The sequence below is a fragment of the Sulfurimonas sp. genome (genome assembly GCF_041563035.1).
In the GTDB taxonomy this organism is placed as follows: Bacteria; Campylobacterota; Campylobacteria; order Campylobacterales; family Sulfurimonadaceae; genus Sulfurimonas.
In genome coordinates this window covers 63963-80015 of sequence record NZ_JBFFNS010000008.1, presented here as the reverse complement: position 1 = coordinate 80015, position 16053 = coordinate 63963, and the positions used below count along the sequence as shown (strand labels likewise).

Here is a 16053-nt window from a genome sequence, read left to right as displayed (position 1 = left end):
GACGGATTGAAAACTAGTTTTTCAATCCAATCAATGTTTGAAGAAGTTGGTCAGACGTAGTAATTGTTTTACCATTTGCCTGGAAACCTCTCTGGATAATAATAAGCTGAGTAAGTGCACGTGAGAGGTCGACATTTGAAGCCTCTAACGCTGCTGCTTGAATGAAACCACGACCTGCAGTTGCAGCTGTACCGATAATTGGATCACCCGAGTTGGCAGTTTGAATGAAAATATTTCCACCCTCTACAGATAAACCTTCATTATTTGTAAACTTAGCCATAGCAATTTGTGCAAGACCAAAAGAACGACCATTTGAAAATGATCCAACTAAAGTACCACTCTGATCGATTCTAATCCCAACTAAATCTCCACCCGTAAATCCATCTTGAGAGATACCTGATGTAGAAGAAACGCTATCAAAACTTGTCATACCGTTAAAAGCATTCGCAGTACCGAAACTAAGAGTTACTTGCTGATCCGGCGCAGAACCGTTATTTCCAGAAAAAGATATATTTGGCGGGTTATAAGTCGCTAACGAACCATCATTATTAAAACGGATAGAACCTGTTTTTTCATCTAACGGTGCAGTTGTATCAATCGTTGCAGGCGCAGGAACACTTATTTTCATATCCCATGTACTACCGGTTGAAGTATCAAGTGCAGTTTTTCTAAACTCCATTCTAAGTGTATGTTTTGAACCAAGTGAGTCAAAAACATCAATAGAACTTGAGTGTGTAGCAGCATTAAAACTTTGTGAAAATGCTTGACCTCCACTAGCCTGAGGTAGAACAGAATTTAAAGCTTCCATATTTCTAGTGAAACGAGTGTTCTCAGTTACAACAGCACCTGATGTTTTATTTGTATATGCTGTAATTTTAAGATTTACATCATAATCATCTACACCATTATTTGGATTTTTAACAACAAATTTTCCAGCGTCATTAACAGCAATGGTAATACCATTAGTTGCCCCACCTTGGTTGTTTGCTTCATCTTCCATCCATTTTCTCAAATCTGCCATAGACGTGAAAGTCTTATCTCCACCTGCAAGACTGGCAGCCGAAGAAGTATTGTACTGATATCTATGTGCTGTAGTACTTGATCCAGTTGCTAACCCTGAACCTGTAGTAACAACAAAATCTATATTATGAGAAGCAGAACTTGATCCGTTTGCGTTTAGTAATGTTATTTGATTAGCTGCATCAACAGCTGCTGTAACACCTGTAATCGAGCTTTGAGCATTAATAGCAGATACATAATTATTCGCTGTTTCAGCTACTGTTGCACCTGCTGCTGCTGTAATATTCACAGCATTACCGGCAATGCCCATTTCAGGATCTATATTAAATGTTACATCTAAAGCTACATTAGCTACAACTGTACCTGCAGTCAAGCTTGAACTTAAAAATGAAACCCATACACCTTGATCTTGTTGAAGAGAAAAAGCCTCTCCTACCTCATTAAACATTACGCCTATGTTACCAGCTGAAATTGCATTACCATTAGCATCAATAGCTGCAGGTTGAATATTACTAGCTCCAGTTTTAATTTCATAAGCTGGAGAAAAACTCTCTACTAGAGGACCAGAGTTTAAGTTTGATTTTAAAACTACTTCATTAGTTGCACTTGCCGGAGTTGTAAGTCCAGGTGGGATATTAATATCTGTAATAGGTGCAGTTGAATCAACCTTTCCTGAGACAGGGTCTCTTAGCCAACCTTGAGTAACAAAACCATTATTATCTACAAAGTTTCCACCTGCATCAAATTTAAAGTCACCTGCACGAGTATATTTGTAAGTATTACCACCATCTGGAGAAACAATGTAAAAACCGTCTCCCTGTATTGCAACATCTGTATTTTTATCAGAGTTCTGCACTGAACCCTGTGAGAAAATACGAGTCATTGAACTTACAGTAGATCCAAGTCCGACTTGAACAGGATTTTTACCACCAAGAGCACCCTGAGGAGCTGTAGCGATAGCTTTTGTCTGAGCTAAAAGGTCTGAAAAGTTTGCACGAGAATATTTAAAACCTACTGTGTTAACATTTGCAATATTATTTGACTCTACATCCATCGCAACCTGGTGCGATTGTAGTCCGGATACACCGGAGAAAAGTGATTTCAACATCTTAAATCCTTTTTTATCTATAGTATAGATAAATAGCATTTAGTGTTCCAACTTTGAAAAGTGTTAGTGAAATTTGTTTGTTAGTTTATATAAAAATTGAAAGTATTTACTCTCACCGAAGGGGTATCTTCAGTGAGAGTGTATAATCTGGATTTATTCAGATTATACGAGATTTAATAGCAGGCTTTATGCATCCATTTGTAGAGCTTTTTGCATCATCTGGTCTGCTGTAGTTATAGACTTAGAATTTGCATCGTATGCTCTTTGAAAAACAATAAGATCAGTTAATCCAACAGTCATTTGGACATTTGAGCCTTCAAGGTTAAAGTTTACAATATCGGTACCAATAATATTTTGTCCACTTGCATCTTTATAAAAGATAGGACTTCCACTATTTGTACCTTCTAGGAATCTTGATCCACTTGCACGGTCAAGTCCCTGCTCATTTCTAAAATGATAAATAGCTATTTTCCCAACACTGCTCTGCAGACCATTTGTAAAAGTTGCTATAACTTCTGCATTTTTATTTACACTATAACCCTCAAGGTCTCCACCTATTGTTCCATCAGATAGGCTAGATGCTGTGATTGGAATATTACTGATAGCTACAACTCCATCAAAACCACTTCCTAAATCAATCGCCACAGGAGTACCATTATTATTGATGCTACTTAGAGTAGTATTAATCAAAGCTCCGCTTGAATCAAAATTTGCAACACCTGTTTGAGTATCATATATTGTGGTTCCATCAAGAGTCTGCGTAGTTGCTACAACATCCCATTGACTTCCTGGTAAAACTTGTGGAACTGACTTTGTAAAAGAGAGTCTTAAATGATTTTTATTGTTTTGAGGGTCTACTACACTAGCACCGATAGTTCTTAGTTCATCATCCGAACCAAGATTACCAAGAAATTTAGCAGTTGTCGATGGTTCTGGCGGGTAAGTTAAAGTTTTTGGAAAACGAAGTTTTTGCTGTTCTGATACTTCTCCTAATTTAACCTCTGGTAAAATACTTGTAAGTACTCCATCAGCGCTTATATTGCTACCCATAGTACCAAGTACGTAGTAACCATCAGGACTGATAAGATCGCTATCTCTATCAAAAGTAAAATTACCTGCACGAGTGTACATAGGATCTGTTTCGCCTTGAATACCAAACCATCCATTTCCAACAATAGCCAAGTCAGTGCTTTGGTCTGAGAGCTGAATAACACCTTGATCCCTGTTCATAGTAGACGCTTGCATCTTTACACCGGCACCAATACTGTTTGATGTACTAGAACCGCTTGAAGAACTATTTAAAGAGTCTTCAAACATAGATGCAAACTCGACGTTATATCCACGATAACCGACAGTTGAAATATTTGCTAGATTATTTGACAAAATATCTATACCTGTTTGGTTAGATTTAAGACCGGATATTCCAGTATAAAAAGCTTGAGTCATCATGATGAATCCTTTAGTAAACTTCGACTACACTGTCCAGTGGAACATAGTTTGAACCAACTTTTACAAGAGCTTCGCCATTCTCAAACCTTACCGCCTCAATAGGATATGTTCCCATTCTAGTTGTTTGTGCTTCTCCGGCTGGATTCGTATAACTAGCAGTTACATAATATACTCCGCTTCCTGCTGCATTACCATTTGTCAACTTACCATCCCAATCAAATTGATATACATCAGAAGCAATTTTATCTAGCACATCACCATCTGCATCTTTCATATCAATAGGTATAGTAGAGACTATATTACCTTCTGTATCAAGAATCTCTATAGTACCATTCTTAATCTCTTGTGGAAAATAAACTTCAAATGAAGTTGTGCTACCTTCGTCATGTGCAATTGCATTACTTCCTAAATCTGCAGTTTTACCAATTGCTGAGATAGATGAGAAGTTTTGTGAAGCACCTAAAGAAGCAGCTAGATCTGATAAAGCTTTATTAGTATTTTCTGCTGATTCTAGAGTTGCTAGTTGAGAAGTCTGACTCAAAATCTTTTCACTGTCCATAGGTTCAGTCGGATCTTGATGCTGAAGCTCAACCAAAAGAAGAGTCATAAAGTCATCTTTGCCTAAAATTGTTTTATCTTTTGTAGTTTGAGTATTTTGTACTTCACCGTTTGTTGCTAGGTTTTGACCCACTGAATTAATAGCCATGATATATCCTTTACGCGTAGTTCGGAACTACGATTTCTAAAGAGCTTAAAACCTCTTCATTCTGTTCTTCATTGTCAAAATAGTTATATTCCTCATCAGCTCTTCGCTCATTATGGCGATTTTGCTGTTGCGAAGTACCTTGATCACTATTTTGTGAAGAGTTATTAAAGTTTAAGGTAGCATTATTTATTCCATTATTGCTTAGCTGAACTTTTAACTCATTCGCATTCATTGATAAAGTATTTATTGCAGCATTATTTGAGCTGATATTCACATGAAGATTTTTACCTCTTTGAACTATAGTCAAATCAACTTCACCTAATTTTTGAGGGTTCAGTTGAACTTTTACTCTTGTAAATGGAGACTTATAATCTTCTATAGCTGTTTTCACATCCTGCGAGATATATTTAATCATCTGTTTTGCTTCGTTTAGTTTTACTTCAAAGCTGTCTGCTTTTAGAGTCGCTGATGTCTCTAACTTTGCATTAGAACCATTATGTTGCTCATTTGAAGATTCGCCATGTAGAAGTTTTTCCAAAGATCTTGTTGCTTCAGAACTTGCACTTGGAGCTATAACCCTAGCTGTTGCAACGGAAAAATCTGCCGTTAGTCCACCGTTGGAAGCTGATGGTTTTTCACCACGAAGAAGAAGTCTCAAGGTTTCATCTGCTTTTTCTTTTGGTGTTTTCTCTTCTATTTTGAACTGTTTAACAGTTACTATCTGCTCTGTTGTATGTTCTTTTGCATCTTGAGCTTTAAAGAGTGGCGTTTGCTTCGTAGATTCAACTACTTTTTTATCTTCTACTCTTTCTATATCTTGTGTTTTACTCTGAACTTTAATGCTATCTTTATCACTTGCTATAGTAGTTTGCGTTTTTAGATCTGATTTACTTTCATTCACTTCTTTTGTTGAAAGAGTTTTTTCACTATCAAGTGAGCTAACTTTAAGTTTCACTTCTTCAATACTTACTTTAGAAATATCAATTCCAAAGTTTTTTGCTAAAGTTGCTAAACCTTTAAGTGTTTTTGGAAGTTCTTTTATTTGTGATTGCTTATATCCGTCACTTTCTAAGATTTTTGACTTTAAATATTCTTTTGCATCTGAGACTAAAGCTTTTATCTCCTTAGTAGTCATAGTCTGTGTAATTTTAGGATTTAGCTCTAATGGCTCTTTTGTATGCTCTATTACTGATTTTCCAAGAACATCACTTTCTTTTGCTTCTTTTCCCTTTAAAAGAGAGAGAAGAGTATCTGCTTTTGAAGAAGCTTTTACGTTGCTTTTTACTTCTTTTTCTTCACTCAGAGATAAGACCAAAGCGCCATTTTGGACAACTTTGCCATCTTTTTCACCTGCTCCTTTTAGAAGTTGTGAAAAGGAGAGAGTTGGCTCTTTTTCAGGAGTTGATAAACCGATGGACGAAGATGGCGCTACATCAGTTTTTGTTTCTAATGAAATCATCTAAAGCTCCTTATATAGCCTAAAATAGGCAATTTTCATATAATAAAGCATTAATTATTCCAATATATATAAGGTTAGCATCTGAACTTATGCATTTTTTATAAAAAAGGATATAAATATATCGAAAATTTATTTTTCGTAGCTTTAGTGCATAAATTTTAGTTTGTATTTAAAATATTTTGGTCTGAGTCGATATTGTACCTATGAATAAAATAGTTTTCTTTTTTATACCAGCGCTGTTGTTTGCAATTAGTCCATTTGAGTCGCCAGAATCAAGTAGCTTTGAGCTGTCTGCCTATGAGACAAAAAAGAGTGCTGCAAATATTCAAGCAGCTAACAATCCAAAAATAAAATGCAGGTTAGTATGTGATAAGAAGATCTATAAAGAGCAGAAAATATCAGATGCCATAGAATTTTATAAAAACTCTAAAGAATACCGATTTAAGTAGGTTTGTTTAGTTAAGCATATCCAGATAGTCCAGATCTTTTTTGCAAAAATGTTTAACTCTAGTTTGAAGAACTTCAGTTACCTCTTCAGCACTCTCTCCATCTACGGGATAACTAATCAAAAATGAATTTAAAAACTTATCAAATTTAGTATCAAAGAGTTTTTTTACAATTTCTGCACCATACTTATCAGTGTATGGCAGAACAAAGAAATAATCTTTTTTATGATTGGCAATAGTATCAGAAGTTCTAAGTATCTCTTTTAGAGCGTTATTTATTATTTCATCTTCTATCTCACTAAGATCACAATACAATATCGTGAAACTTTCAGCACGATTTTCATCTAATCTATCAGCTATACCTATGTTTAAACGAAGAAGTTGTTTAAAATCTACAAATTGAAAATGAATACCAGCCATAATAAAGTTCCTTAATTTTACATTGTGTCAGTATAACCAAAAATTTATAAATTATAAAACGTTAAACTTATTAGCTTCCTCACGTGTTTCAAATGCTGAACCTTTTAGTTGAACATCATCATAGGCGATTGAAAAAGTTTTCAGAGGATCTGCTTTTGTATAACTTAAAATGATTTTCGTAGCTAACTCTTTGTCAGATTCGCTTGCATCTCTACTAAGAAGAGCGTGAGGCCCTGGGACTCCTATAGTTCTTGCATGAAAAAACTTATCATTATCTATTTCTTGGAGATAACCATTTTCCTCTTTATTTCTACCAACTACAAGTTTTGCACCATCACTCAGACGAAGATGACGCCCAAACTTCATAACAGGGATATCTTTTACTTCAAACTTATCATGCTTGATAAAGTCAACCATTTTTTTACCGAAGTTCTCATCAGTTAAAAGACACCCTCCGCCAGGAGATTCAAAATCAGCAAGACCTATCTCTTTTGCCAATTCTAACTGTCTGTCACGACTTCTTCCTGTGATGCCTTCTAATTTTTCTCTATCTACCCAGCCCTCTATCTCGGCAATTGTCGGAGCAAGCATTTTTGCTGACATTGGACGAAGGAGAAGTCCATCACAGTTACTCTCATTTAGAACCGTTTGAAGAGCATCTTTGTTTTGACTCATGGGACGTTGCCCCATAACCTCACCACTTACCAAAAAGCTTGCACCTTCCGCTTCCATGATTCTTTTTGCAACAGCGAACATCTTAGCATGACAATCTATACAAGGGTTGAAATTTTTTCCATAACCATGTTTTGGGTCAAACAAAACGTCTTGTAAAAACTCACTTTGAATATCAATTATTTTAAGCTCTGCACCAACTTGATCACACATACTTTGCATATGTTCAAATCTATCTTTTGTACTACCAAAACCCGTAGAGATATTCACTGCTAGAACATCTATACCTTGATCTATTATAAGTTTCATCGCTAATGTGGAGTCTAAACCACCGCTAAAAAGTGCTATTGCTTTCATTTTTTTCCTTATCGGGGCACTTCACCTCGTTATCATTTTGAAATTTTACCATTAAATCAACTAATACTAAAACTTATGTAAAAGCATGCTCCATCATTGATATTTCTTACACTAAGCCTACCGCCCATCTTCTCAACTATCTGTGAACTCATATAGAGACCGATACCTGTACCTTTTCCTACCGACTTTGTTGTAAAATTAGATTCAAATACACGCTCGATTACATTTTTAGGAATCCCGCCCGCACTATCTTCTATTTCCATATTTACAGCATTTTTACTCTGTGTTGCTCTTATAAAAATACTGCGATTTTTCACTTCTCTTTCATTAAAAGCATCTTTAGAGTTATTGATAATATTTAATATCAAATGCTTAAACTCGTTTTCGTTTCCCTTAATGCTAATCTTTGCATCTACGTCCAGTTCTATATTTATATTATTTCTTAAAAACTCATCTTTAGTCAAAAGCAATACTGAATTTATTACAGTTAAAAGATTGAACTCTACAATATCCCTGTTTGGACGAAAAAAGTTTCTAAACTCACTAAGAGTAGTTGTCATATGTGTTATTTGAGAGTGAGTGGCTTTTTGCATCTCATCTATGTAAGCACGATCTACGATTCCCTCGTCAAAATCTTCTTTCATCAAATCAAGATGCATGGAAATAGCATTTAGAGGTTGCTTCCACTGGTGAGCGACAGCATCTAGCATCTCACCCATAGATGCCATTTTACTCTGCTGTTCAAGCATTTTATACTGTGCGTGAAGTTTTGCTTCTACCTCTTTTTTAACTCTTACATAAAACATAAAGACTATAACAGCTATAACAAAAAAGATGCCCAAGGCTACAAAAAGAGCAGTGTAATCAAGCTTTTCAACATACTTCTGCTGAATCCATTTTGACAAAATATCATTTTGAATATTTGGATCTATATTATTTAAGACCTTGTTCATAATACTTCTTAAGGGAGGATGCTCTGACGAGATGCCAAAGCCTAATTCCGTATACATATCTGTACGTCCTACGATTCGCAAGTCGTTCAGCTGACGCTTTGCGATAGCGTAACTTGTTTGGGCAAGCGTATTTACAAAGGCATCATTTTTTCCAAATACAACACTTTGCAGACCTTCTTTTATTGATTTCACTTCTACGAACTTTATGGCAGGATATTTCTCTTGAATCTTTTGAAAAAATGCTTCCGTAGAACTAATCGCGATTTTTTTATTACCTATATCATAAAGAGATGAGACATAACGTTGTTTTTGATTCATAACTATAACAATTGGGTTTTTATAATAGATCTCGCTAAGAAGCTCTGTCGTTTGGGCATTGTAATCTTTACTCTGTGACATCATCATCACCTGCTTTGACTCCATTGTTTCTATGGAGCCTTGCCAAGAGGTAGTTTTTATGATCTTAAATTTTAAGGGTGTTGTTTTTTCTATATACTTGAGTAAATCTGAAACGATACCTACATAGTTGCCTTTATCGTCGAATGCTTCAAAGGGAAGCCAATTAGGATCTCCGACATAAGTTACGACTCTATTTTGCTTCATCCAAAGTTTCTCTTCTTCGCTAAAATCTATGGTAGCTGATAAAAGTTCTAAACTAATAAGTAGAACTAACCATAAAATACGCATCATCAGTCCTTGAAAGCTACTAGCTCACCTCGTTTTAATTTTGAGATCTTTCCGCGAAACTTACGAATGTAAAAAGCCTTTTGCTCAAAAGACATGGCAGTTTGCATATTTACCTTTCTTAACTCTCTCTCATAGTGTTTAGTTAAAAATGCGATAAGCTCATTCTTTAAAGATTCTTCATCTTTAAGTGATTTTATCTGATCATCGACTGCTATTGCCATAATGGAAGGTTCATCATTTTTCCCCTCTAAAGATAGTAAAAACTCCCTAGAGTGAAACTGTAGCAGTGAAGGATCAAGTGCGTCTAGCATCTGGTCTATCAACTCAGGATGCTCTAAAACTGTTTTAATAAGACTTAATTCCCACATATCTTTATGAGTATTTTTTTGCATAAGAGGAGCATTCTTGTTTGCTGGTGCTTGTCCAAATTTAACAAGTGATGGACTAACACCTAAGCCTCCCAAACGGGATGCTAAAAATGTTTGATAATTCTCTTGAAGAAGAGGAGAAAGTGTTTTCAAGTAAGCGATACCTTCTTGCATACATGATTCTCTAGCTTTTGGATCACGCAAATCATAAAGTGAAAGTACTTCTTCTAAAACAAACTCTATAAAAGGCTTTGCATCTCTAAACATGGTAGCTAGCTCTTCTACCGCTCCGTTATTTACCATATCAGCAGGATCAAGCCCATCTCCAAAGATAACAACACCACCATTAAATCCACCGGCACTAAGCAGTCTAGATGCTTTTAAAGCTGCCGCGCGACCTGCCTTGTCTCCATCATAAGCCATAACAACTCTTGGCTCGCCTTTTCTTAAAAGTGGCAGATGCTCTAGCGTAAGAGCTGTCCCAAGTGTAGCAACAGCATTTGTAAATCCGGCTTGATGAAGCATAATAACATCAAGATAACCCTCTGTAATAATTATCTCTTTTGTTTTATGTATTGTCTGTTTGGCATGATGGTAGGCGTACAAAAGACGAGATTTATTAAAAAATGCTGTTTCAGGAGAGTTTACATATTTTGCTTGGTGCCCCGTTATTGTTCTACCGCCAAAACCTACTATTGAGCCATTTGCAGAGTGAATTGGAAAAGTTATACGCTCTATAAATCTAGCAAAATTCCTTCCACCGTCATATCCGACAACACCCATGTCCACAGCTTCATTCATACTAAATAGCTGAGATTTTATGTAGTTGACAGTAGCATCTGACTCAGGGGCATAACCAATACCAAACTTCTCAACACTGCTCTCATAGATACCACGCTCTTTTATGTAAGAGAGTGCTGTCTGTTTTGAAGTAAGAAGATTTTGATACCATTCATTTAGCTTATCCATAACTTGTGAGCGTGGTTTGTTATGTTTGTTATCTGTATAACTAAGAGTGAAGTTATAATTGTCTGCTAGCTTTTCAAGTGCTTCTGGGTAATTAAGCTTTTCATATTCCATGGTGAACTTGATGCTGTCTCCGCCTGCACCACATCCAAAACAGTGATAGATGCCTTTAGACGGGCTTACAACAAAAGAAGGTGATTTTTCATCATGAAATGGGCAAGGCGCTTTATAGTTTGCTCCAGCTTTTTTCAGCTCCACATATGAGCCTACAACATCAACAATATCAAGGCGTGCTTTTAGGGCTTCTATGGAGTCTTGGGTAATCATAAAAAGATTATATCAATAATATACTTACTTCTTTTGTATAAACTTGCCGCAACCCTTTTTCTTTGTACCTTTAAATGTTGTATAGTTTTTATCGCCATTAAGCCAAGCTTCATGACGAGCGCACTCTGAGCTTTTTATACACTTTACATTATTACATGCTTTTTTGGACATTTCATCTCCCTTTTTCAAACTTAGGTCAGATATATAAAACCATTTTAACATAAGTATATCTAATGAAAAACTAGCTTTAAAAATTAAAATATTTATCTTATATTTTACATGTTATAGTTCTGTACCAAGCATGGAGAAATAGATGAATTTAGAAAATTACTCTTTTTATAACAAGCTAGATGCCACGGCACTAGATTTTTTAAAAAAGCACCTAAAACCAGTAAAAGTTCCAAAAGGGAATATTCTTTTCTTTCAAGGTGATATTTGTGAAAACATACTCTTTTTAACAGAGGGAAAAGTTCGTTTATATATCCAATCAGACGATGCAGATGAGATAACACTATACCAACTAAATTCCGGAGAACAGTGCATCGTAAATACTGCATCAAATATCTCACAAACAGAGGCAATAGGTTCAGCAATTACTGTTACAGATATTGAGGGTTATCTTTTAGATACGAAAAGCGTAAAAGAGTTAGCTCACATGAATGACGCGTACCAAAGTTTTCTCTTTTCAATATACACTCTTCGAATGAGTGCCCTAGCAAAACTAATCAACGACATAAAGTTTAAAAAACTGGACGCTAGAGTTTTGGAGTGGTTAAATGCTCAAAATGAAAAAACCATAAAAACTACACATGAGACAATAGCAAATGAACTTGGAAGTACTAGAGTTGTAATAAGCAGAGTATTAAAAGAGTTGGAAAACTTAGGAAAAGTTATTTTAGCCAGAGGTGAGATTGAGTTGGTTGAATAAAACAGACTCCGAAGAGTCTATTTTTTGGGGGAAGAATAAAATCAGATTTATATTATTAGTATATTTCTGTACTTGGATGATTAGGTTTACTAATCGGCTCTTTTGTATCTTTAGTGTCATAAGTTACGATGTTGTCTGCTTGAAGAGCACCTAGTGTTAACGCGATAAGTAAAATGATTGTTTTCATTTTGTTTCCTTTGGTAAGAGCGCATTACGCTCTAATATTTTAATTGGAACAAACTCCGAAGAGTCTGTTTTAGAGGGAAGAATAAAATCAGATTTATATGATTAGTATATTTCTGTACTTGGATGATTAGGTTTGCTAATCGGCTCTTTTGTATCTTTTGTATCATAAGATACGATGTTGTCAGCTTGAAGAGCACCTAATGTTAACGCGATTAATAAAATGATTGTTTTCATTTTGTTTCCTTTGGTAAGAGCGCATTACGCTCTAGTATTTTTAAATCGGACAAATTTTATCCGATTTAAAGAAATAGTGTATTGACATGAATCAATATTCACTATTAAATTTCAAAATTCTATGTAACTTAGGTTGCAGACAACGATATATCTCTTTTTCTATAATACAAACATCTAAATATTAGTAGACAAAAAAGGATATACAATGTGTTTCAATGCAGGAAAAGCAGATAGGGTTATTAGAGTAATAGCAGGTTTAGGTTTAATTACCTTTGGTTTATTGACTGAGAATTTAATAGTTGCAGGAATTGGTGCCATTCCACTCTTAACTGGAGCAATTGGTTTTTGTCCCTTTTATCCGTTATTTAAGCTAAATACTGGATGCAAAAAATAAAGCTTTGTTATATGGAAACATTATGTTATAATTCCATTCCAAAATTTTAAAGAAAGTGGGTGATGTGATATGCCAGGTATCGTACTACGTAGTGATGATAACTTTGATGCATCTTACCGCCGTTTCAAGAAGCAGACTGACCGTAACTTAATAGTTACTGAAGCTCGTGCTCGTCGTTTCCATGAGACTGAAACTGAAAAGCGTAAGAAGTTCAAAATAGCATCTCGTAAGAAAATGCTTAAGCGTCTTTATATGATGAGACGTTACGAATCACGCCTATAATAAGTAAAGCCTTCGGGCTTTGTTTATCTTAACTTCAAATATTCTCCTTTTAAAACTAATCAAAATATATCTTTTTTAACAAAATTTTCATGATATAATATCCGTAATATTAATATTAGGAATTGTTATGAGTTCACTCTTTCTTCGTATGCGACTGGTTCATTGGATTGGTATAGTACTTCTTGTGGTAAATGCTTTCGTATTTACAGACAATCTAATCTCTCAAATCGTTCAGATAATAATTGCAGTTGTTATTGTCATTCATGATATAGATGAAAAAATCAATGGTGTTGATGTAGCTCAAAAAATAATAGACAGTCTCTCAAACTTTAAATCAGGAAAAAAAATAGACCTAAAACTAAACTTTTCCAGAGAGTACCAACATATGGTTGAGCTTATTAATGAATTTACAGACAAAGTAAGTGAGGCGACAGAGCTTGGTGACGCTTCTAATGAAATCCATGCAAAATTAAATCAACTTAGAGATTCTGTTAAAACTCTAGAAGATGATTTTGAAATAGGTGAAGATTTAACAGCAAAAGTATCCAATAAACTAGATACTATCACTATTGAATCAGAAAGTAATCTAGAGTTTTCAAATGAAGTTCTAGAAAGTCTAAACAGTGTTTCAAATCAGATAAGTGAATCTGTTTCTAAAATGGCTACACTTGAAGAGCAGGTAAGACGTACCCATGAGGGCGAGATAGCAGTTAGCGAGAACTTAAAATCTCTAACAGTAAATGCCGAAGATATCAAAAATATTCTCAACATTATCTCTGATATATCTGATAAAACAAATCTTCTAGCACTTAATGCGGCTATAGAAGCAGCTCGTGCAGGAGAACATGGTCGTGGTTTTGCCGTGGTTGCAGATGAAGTTAGAAAACTTGCTGAAAATACTCAAAGATCTTTAACCGAGATAAATGCAAGTGTAAATGTCATCGTTCAAAGTATCTCAGATGCTAGCACAAGCGTAGAACAAAATGCACAATCAGCACTCGAGCTGGTTTCTATCTCAGAAATCCTGCAAGAAAGCCTTACACAATCAAGTTCGGATATCGAACGGACTCACCAAAAAGGGCTAGAAGACACAGAGAACTCTCAGCTAATCAAAAATGAAGCTTACAGTTCAAGGGACTTAACTAAAATACAAATAGAGAAAATGAAAAATACAAAAATCTCTATAAATAATATAAAAGAAAGTATTGTGGTTATAAATGACAGTACAAAAGCATTAGTTGACAAAGTATCAAGTCTATAGATATCTATAAGAAACCGGTAATCACTTCTAGTCGGAGTGTTACCAACACATTATGCTTAGATTGTTATAGCTTTCCGTACATTTCATTATAAAAACTTAGAGCATATCTATCACTCATATGAGCGATACAATCAGCTACAACTCTATGTTTTTTTCTCGTACTTAGTTGCTCAAGGTAGAACTTTGGCAGCATCTTTTCTTCTTCCATCAATGCACTGTAAAGACCTTTAATAGCTTGTTTGCCCGCAAACATCTTAACTACTATATTTTTATGCTGATATAACTTATTGAAAAGTAGTTTTTTTAGCTTTTTGATATTTGTCTCTAACTCAGGTGAAAAACCTACAGGTATCTCTGAGCTGCTATCAAGTCTAGCACAAAGTATAGAAGAGTTATCTATTTTATCTTTTGAGTATTCTAAAAGAGAATAAACAAGATGATTTATAAGATGTGAGCTAAAACGGTAACGAAACATCTCATCTTCATCTTCTGAGATACCTTCGGCTTTAACTTTTTGTAAAATCTCTTGTATTAAAGCACTCTCTTTAAGATCATCAAAGCTGATTAGACCAGAGTTCACACCATCATCTATGTCGTGACTCATATAGGCTATCTCATCAGCCCGATCTACAACCATAGCTTCTATGGATGGATGTGTTTCAAGATTAAACTCTTCATCTATCCATGATGGTAAAAAACTTTTTTTATAAGGATAAGAGTGTTTTAAGATGCCCTCCAGTGTAGCAAAAGTAAGGTTTAGCCCATCAAAGCCTTTATATCTTTTCTCTAAAGATGAGACAACCCTAAAACTTTGAAAGTTATGCTCAAAACCGTTTTTAAAACCCTCTTCCCTCAAACACTCATCTAAAGTATCTCCACCTATGTGACCAAATGGGGTATGTCCTAGATCATGAGCGAGGGCAATAGCTTCTGCCAAAGACTCATTTAGTCCAAGGTGTGAAGTAATAGAGCGTGCGATTTGTGAGACTTCTATAGAGTGTGTAAGACGAGTACGAAAAAAGTCACCCTCTTGATTTAGAAAAACCTGTGTTTTATACTCCAGTTTTCTAAAACTGCCCGAGTGAATAATACGGTCTCTATCCCTTGCAAATGGATTTCTAAAATCTTTGTCTATTTTATGGAATCTCTCACTGCAAAGCATATTGATTACGACTTTTTAAGGTATTTAGTAAGAATATGGATTTTAACACCGTTTACACGACCCTCGATATGCTGGTCATCATTTGCAACTAGTCCGATGTTTCTAACCGCAGTACCACGTTTTGCAGTAAAACCGGTACCCTTAACATCGAGATCTTTAGTTATAACAACTGTATCACCGGCCTGAAGGGTAACACCATTTGCATCTTTGTAAACTAAAGCATTCTCATCAGGTAATCCAGCATCTGCCCATGCCTTTACATCTTCTTCCATATACATCATGTCTACTAAGTCTTGACGATTTAAAGCATGCAAAAGACGGTAAGACATAACTTGAACTGCCGGTGTCTCATTCCACATACTGTCATTTAGACAGTTAAAATGAGTCTCATCCATAGAGTCCGGATTTTGAATCTGTGATGTACATGTACTACATACATATATGGCTTGGCTAGCACTTCCATCCGAAGGTGCAACTTCTAAAGCACTTAACCCTTCACTACTTCCACATAACTCACAAACACCGCCACTTCTTGCTTCTAACTCTTTTTCTAAACTCATAGATATTACCTTTAAAATTATTGATGAAATTATACCTTATCTTAATCTTGATACATATTAATAACTTATGGTTTGCTTTATGATAGACTTGCAAAAATCATACTTACA

General features: G+C 35.2%; 18 protein-coding genes. 5 read left to right on the top strand and 13 right to left on the bottom strand.

The window, feature by feature from the left end:
• Positions 1–13 precede the first annotated feature (13 nt).
• The 4 genes from flgE to ABZC13_RS07380 all read right to left on the bottom strand — a co-directional run bounded on the left by flgE (position 14) and on the right by ABZC13_RS07380 (position 5742).
• Positions 14–2128 (bottom strand): flagellar hook protein FlgE, encoded by a 2115-nt coding sequence (gene flgE / locus ABZC13_RS07395; RefSeq protein WP_373001890.1) that lies wholly within the window; start codon positions 2126–2128, stop codon positions 14–16.
• Between the two features lie 186 nt (positions 2129–2314).
• Positions 2315–3577: a flagellar hook protein FlgE gene (locus ABZC13_RS07390; protein WP_373001888.1), complete on the bottom strand. Its 1263-nt coding sequence runs from the start codon at positions 3575–3577 to the stop codon at positions 2315–2317.
• A 10-nt stretch (positions 3578–3587) separates the two neighbouring features.
• Positions 3588–4283 (bottom strand): flagellar hook capping FlgD N-terminal domain-containing protein, encoded by a 696-nt coding sequence (locus ABZC13_RS07385; RefSeq protein WP_373001886.1) that lies wholly within the window; start codon positions 4281–4283, stop codon positions 3588–3590.
• A gap of 10 nt (positions 4284–4293) precedes the next feature.
• A complete protein-coding gene (locus ABZC13_RS07380) occupies positions 4294–5742 on the bottom strand; it encodes a flagellar hook-length control protein FliK (protein WP_373001884.1) in 1449 nt (482 codons plus the stop codon).
• A 203-nt stretch (positions 5743–5945) separates the two neighbouring features.
• On the opposite strand from ABZC13_RS07380, the gene ABZC13_RS07375 reads away from it, so the two are divergent.
• Positions 5946–6191, top strand: coding sequence for a hypothetical protein (locus ABZC13_RS07375; protein ID WP_373001882.1), 246 nt, complete (start codon positions 5946–5948; stop codon positions 6189–6191).
• Between the two features lie 6 nt (positions 6192–6197).
• Here the strand turns inward: ABZC13_RS07375 and ABZC13_RS07370 are convergent, their stop codons facing one another.
• From ABZC13_RS07370 to ABZC13_RS07350, 5 genes are read right to left on the bottom strand one after another with little or no spacing between them, the layout of a single operon-like run.
• On the bottom strand, positions 6198–6608 hold the full coding sequence (locus ABZC13_RS07370; protein WP_373001880.1) for a hypothetical protein: 411 nt from the start codon (positions 6606–6608) through the stop codon (positions 6198–6200).
• Between the two features lie 51 nt (positions 6609–6659).
• Positions 6660–7637, bottom strand: a complete 978-nt coding sequence (locus ABZC13_RS07365) for an argininosuccinate synthase domain-containing protein (RefSeq protein WP_373001878.1) — start codon at positions 7635–7637, stop codon at positions 6660–6662.
• Positions 7638–7693: 56 nt separating this feature from the next.
• Positions 7694–9277 (bottom strand): ATP-binding protein, encoded by a 1584-nt coding sequence (locus ABZC13_RS07360; RefSeq protein WP_373001876.1) that lies wholly within the window; start codon positions 9275–9277, stop codon positions 7694–7696.
• 2 nt (positions 9278–9279) lie between these two features.
• A complete protein-coding gene (gene dnaG / locus ABZC13_RS07355) occupies positions 9280–10938 on the bottom strand; it encodes a DNA primase (RefSeq protein WP_373001874.1) in 1659 nt (552 codons plus the stop codon).
• Between the two features lie 24 nt (positions 10939–10962).
• Complete coding sequence (locus tag ABZC13_RS07350) at positions 10963–11109, bottom strand: hypothetical protein (protein ID WP_373001872.1); 147 nt, start codon at positions 11107–11109, stop codon at positions 10963–10965.
• Between the two features lie 142 nt (positions 11110–11251).
• On the opposite strand from ABZC13_RS07350, the gene ABZC13_RS07345 reads away from it, so the two are divergent.
• On the top strand, positions 11252–11866 hold the full coding sequence (locus tag ABZC13_RS07345; RefSeq protein ID WP_373001870.1) for a Crp/Fnr family transcriptional regulator: 615 nt from the start codon (positions 11252–11254) through the stop codon (positions 11864–11866).
• A gap of 55 nt (positions 11867–11921) precedes the next feature.
• Here the strand turns inward: ABZC13_RS07345 and ABZC13_RS07340 are convergent, their stop codons facing one another.
• Both ABZC13_RS07340 and ABZC13_RS07335 read right to left on the bottom strand, forming a co-directional pair.
• Positions 11922–12053 carry a hypothetical protein gene (locus ABZC13_RS07340; RefSeq protein ID WP_373001868.1) on the bottom strand — a complete coding sequence of 44 codons (132 nt, stop codon included), beginning with the start codon at positions 12051–12053 and terminating at the stop codon, positions 11922–11924.
• 101 nt (positions 12054–12154) lie between these two features.
• Positions 12155–12286 carry a hypothetical protein gene (locus ABZC13_RS07335; RefSeq protein ID WP_373001866.1) on the bottom strand — a complete coding sequence of 44 codons (132 nt, stop codon included), beginning with the start codon at positions 12284–12286 and terminating at the stop codon, positions 12155–12157.
• A gap of 205 nt (positions 12287–12491) precedes the next feature.
• Between ABZC13_RS07335 and ABZC13_RS07330 the strand changes: the two genes are divergently transcribed.
• From ABZC13_RS07330 to ABZC13_RS07320, 3 genes are all read left to right on the top strand, one after another.
• Positions 12492–12680, top strand: coding sequence for a DUF2892 domain-containing protein (locus ABZC13_RS07330; protein ID WP_373001864.1), 189 nt, complete (start codon positions 12492–12494; stop codon positions 12678–12680).
• Positions 12681–12749: 69 nt separating this feature from the next.
• Positions 12750–12962 carry a 30S ribosomal protein S21 gene (rpsU, locus tag ABZC13_RS07325; RefSeq protein WP_008340937.1) on the top strand — a complete coding sequence of 71 codons (213 nt, stop codon included), beginning with the start codon at positions 12750–12752 and terminating at the stop codon, positions 12960–12962.
• Between the two features lie 127 nt (positions 12963–13089).
• Positions 13090–14223: a methyl-accepting chemotaxis protein gene (locus tag ABZC13_RS07320; RefSeq protein WP_373001862.1), complete on the top strand. Its 1134-nt coding sequence runs from the start codon at positions 13090–13092 to the stop codon at positions 14221–14223.
• 64 nt (positions 14224–14287) lie between these two features.
• Here the strand turns inward: ABZC13_RS07320 and ABZC13_RS07315 are convergent, their stop codons facing one another.
• On the bottom strand, positions 14288–15385 hold the full coding sequence (locus ABZC13_RS07315) for a deoxyguanosinetriphosphate triphosphohydrolase (protein WP_373001860.1): 1098 nt from the start codon (positions 15383–15385) through the stop codon (positions 14288–14290).
• A gap of 5 nt (positions 15386–15390) precedes the next feature.
• Positions 15391–15945, bottom strand: a complete 555-nt coding sequence (locus tag ABZC13_RS07310; protein ID WP_373001858.1) for a PhnA domain-containing protein — start codon at positions 15943–15945, stop codon at positions 15391–15393.
• Positions 15946–16053 lie beyond the last annotated feature (108 nt).

Excerpts from the sequence above, each read along its gene's own strand:
- flgE (WP_373001890.1), bottom strand. The coding sequence starts at position 2,128 with ATGTTGAAATCACTTTTCTCCGGTGTATCCGGACTACAATCGCACCAG.
- ABZC13_RS07390 (WP_373001888.1), bottom strand. The coding sequence starts at position 3,577 with ATGATGACTCAAGCTTTTTATACTGGAATATCCGGTCTTAAATCTAAC.
- ABZC13_RS07385 (WP_373001886.1), bottom strand. The coding sequence starts at position 4,283 with ATGGCTATTAATTCAGTGGGTCAAAACCTAGCAACAAACGGTGAAGTA.
- ABZC13_RS07380 (WP_373001884.1), bottom strand. The coding sequence starts at position 5,742 with ATGATTTCATTAGAAACAAAAACTGATGTAGCGCCATCTTCGTCCATC.
- ABZC13_RS07375 (WP_373001882.1), top strand. The coding sequence starts at position 5,946 with ATGAATAAAATAGTTTTCTTTTTTATACCAGCGCTGTTGTTTGCAATT.
- ABZC13_RS07370 (WP_373001880.1), bottom strand. The coding sequence starts at position 6,608 with ATGGCTGGTATTCATTTTCAATTTGTAGATTTTAAACAACTTCTTCGT.
- ABZC13_RS07365 (WP_373001878.1), bottom strand. The coding sequence starts at position 7,637 with ATGAAAGCAATAGCACTTTTTAGCGGTGGTTTAGACTCCACATTAGCG.
- ABZC13_RS07360 (WP_373001876.1), bottom strand. The coding sequence starts at position 9,277 with ATGCGTATTTTATGGTTAGTTCTACTTATTAGTTTAGAACTTTTATCA.
- dnaG (WP_373001874.1), bottom strand. The coding sequence starts at position 10,938 with ATGATTACCCAAGACTCCATAGAAGCCCTAAAAGCACGCCTTGATATT.
- ABZC13_RS07350 (WP_373001872.1), bottom strand. The coding sequence starts at position 11,109 with ATGTCCAAAAAAGCATGTAATAATGTAAAGTGTATAAAAAGCTCAGAG.
- ABZC13_RS07345 (WP_373001870.1), top strand. The coding sequence starts at position 11,252 with ATGAATTTAGAAAATTACTCTTTTTATAACAAGCTAGATGCCACGGCA.
- ABZC13_RS07340 (WP_373001868.1), bottom strand. The coding sequence starts at position 12,053 with ATGAAAACAATCATTTTACTTATCGCGTTAACACTAGGTGCTCTTCAA.
- ABZC13_RS07335 (WP_373001866.1), bottom strand. The coding sequence starts at position 12,286 with ATGAAAACAATCATTTTATTAATCGCGTTAACATTAGGTGCTCTTCAA.
- ABZC13_RS07330 (WP_373001864.1), top strand. The coding sequence starts at position 12,492 with ATGTGTTTCAATGCAGGAAAAGCAGATAGGGTTATTAGAGTAATAGCA.
- rpsU (WP_008340937.1), top strand. The coding sequence starts at position 12,750 with ATGCCAGGTATCGTACTACGTAGTGATGATAACTTTGATGCATCTTAC.
- ABZC13_RS07320 (WP_373001862.1), top strand. The coding sequence starts at position 13,090 with ATGAGTTCACTCTTTCTTCGTATGCGACTGGTTCATTGGATTGGTATA.
- ABZC13_RS07315 (WP_373001860.1), bottom strand. The coding sequence starts at position 15,385 with ATGCTTTGCAGTGAGAGATTCCATAAAATAGACAAAGATTTTAGAAAT.
- ABZC13_RS07310 (WP_373001858.1), bottom strand. The coding sequence starts at position 15,945 with ATGAGTTTAGAAAAAGAGTTAGAAGCAAGAAGTGGCGGTGTTTGTGAG.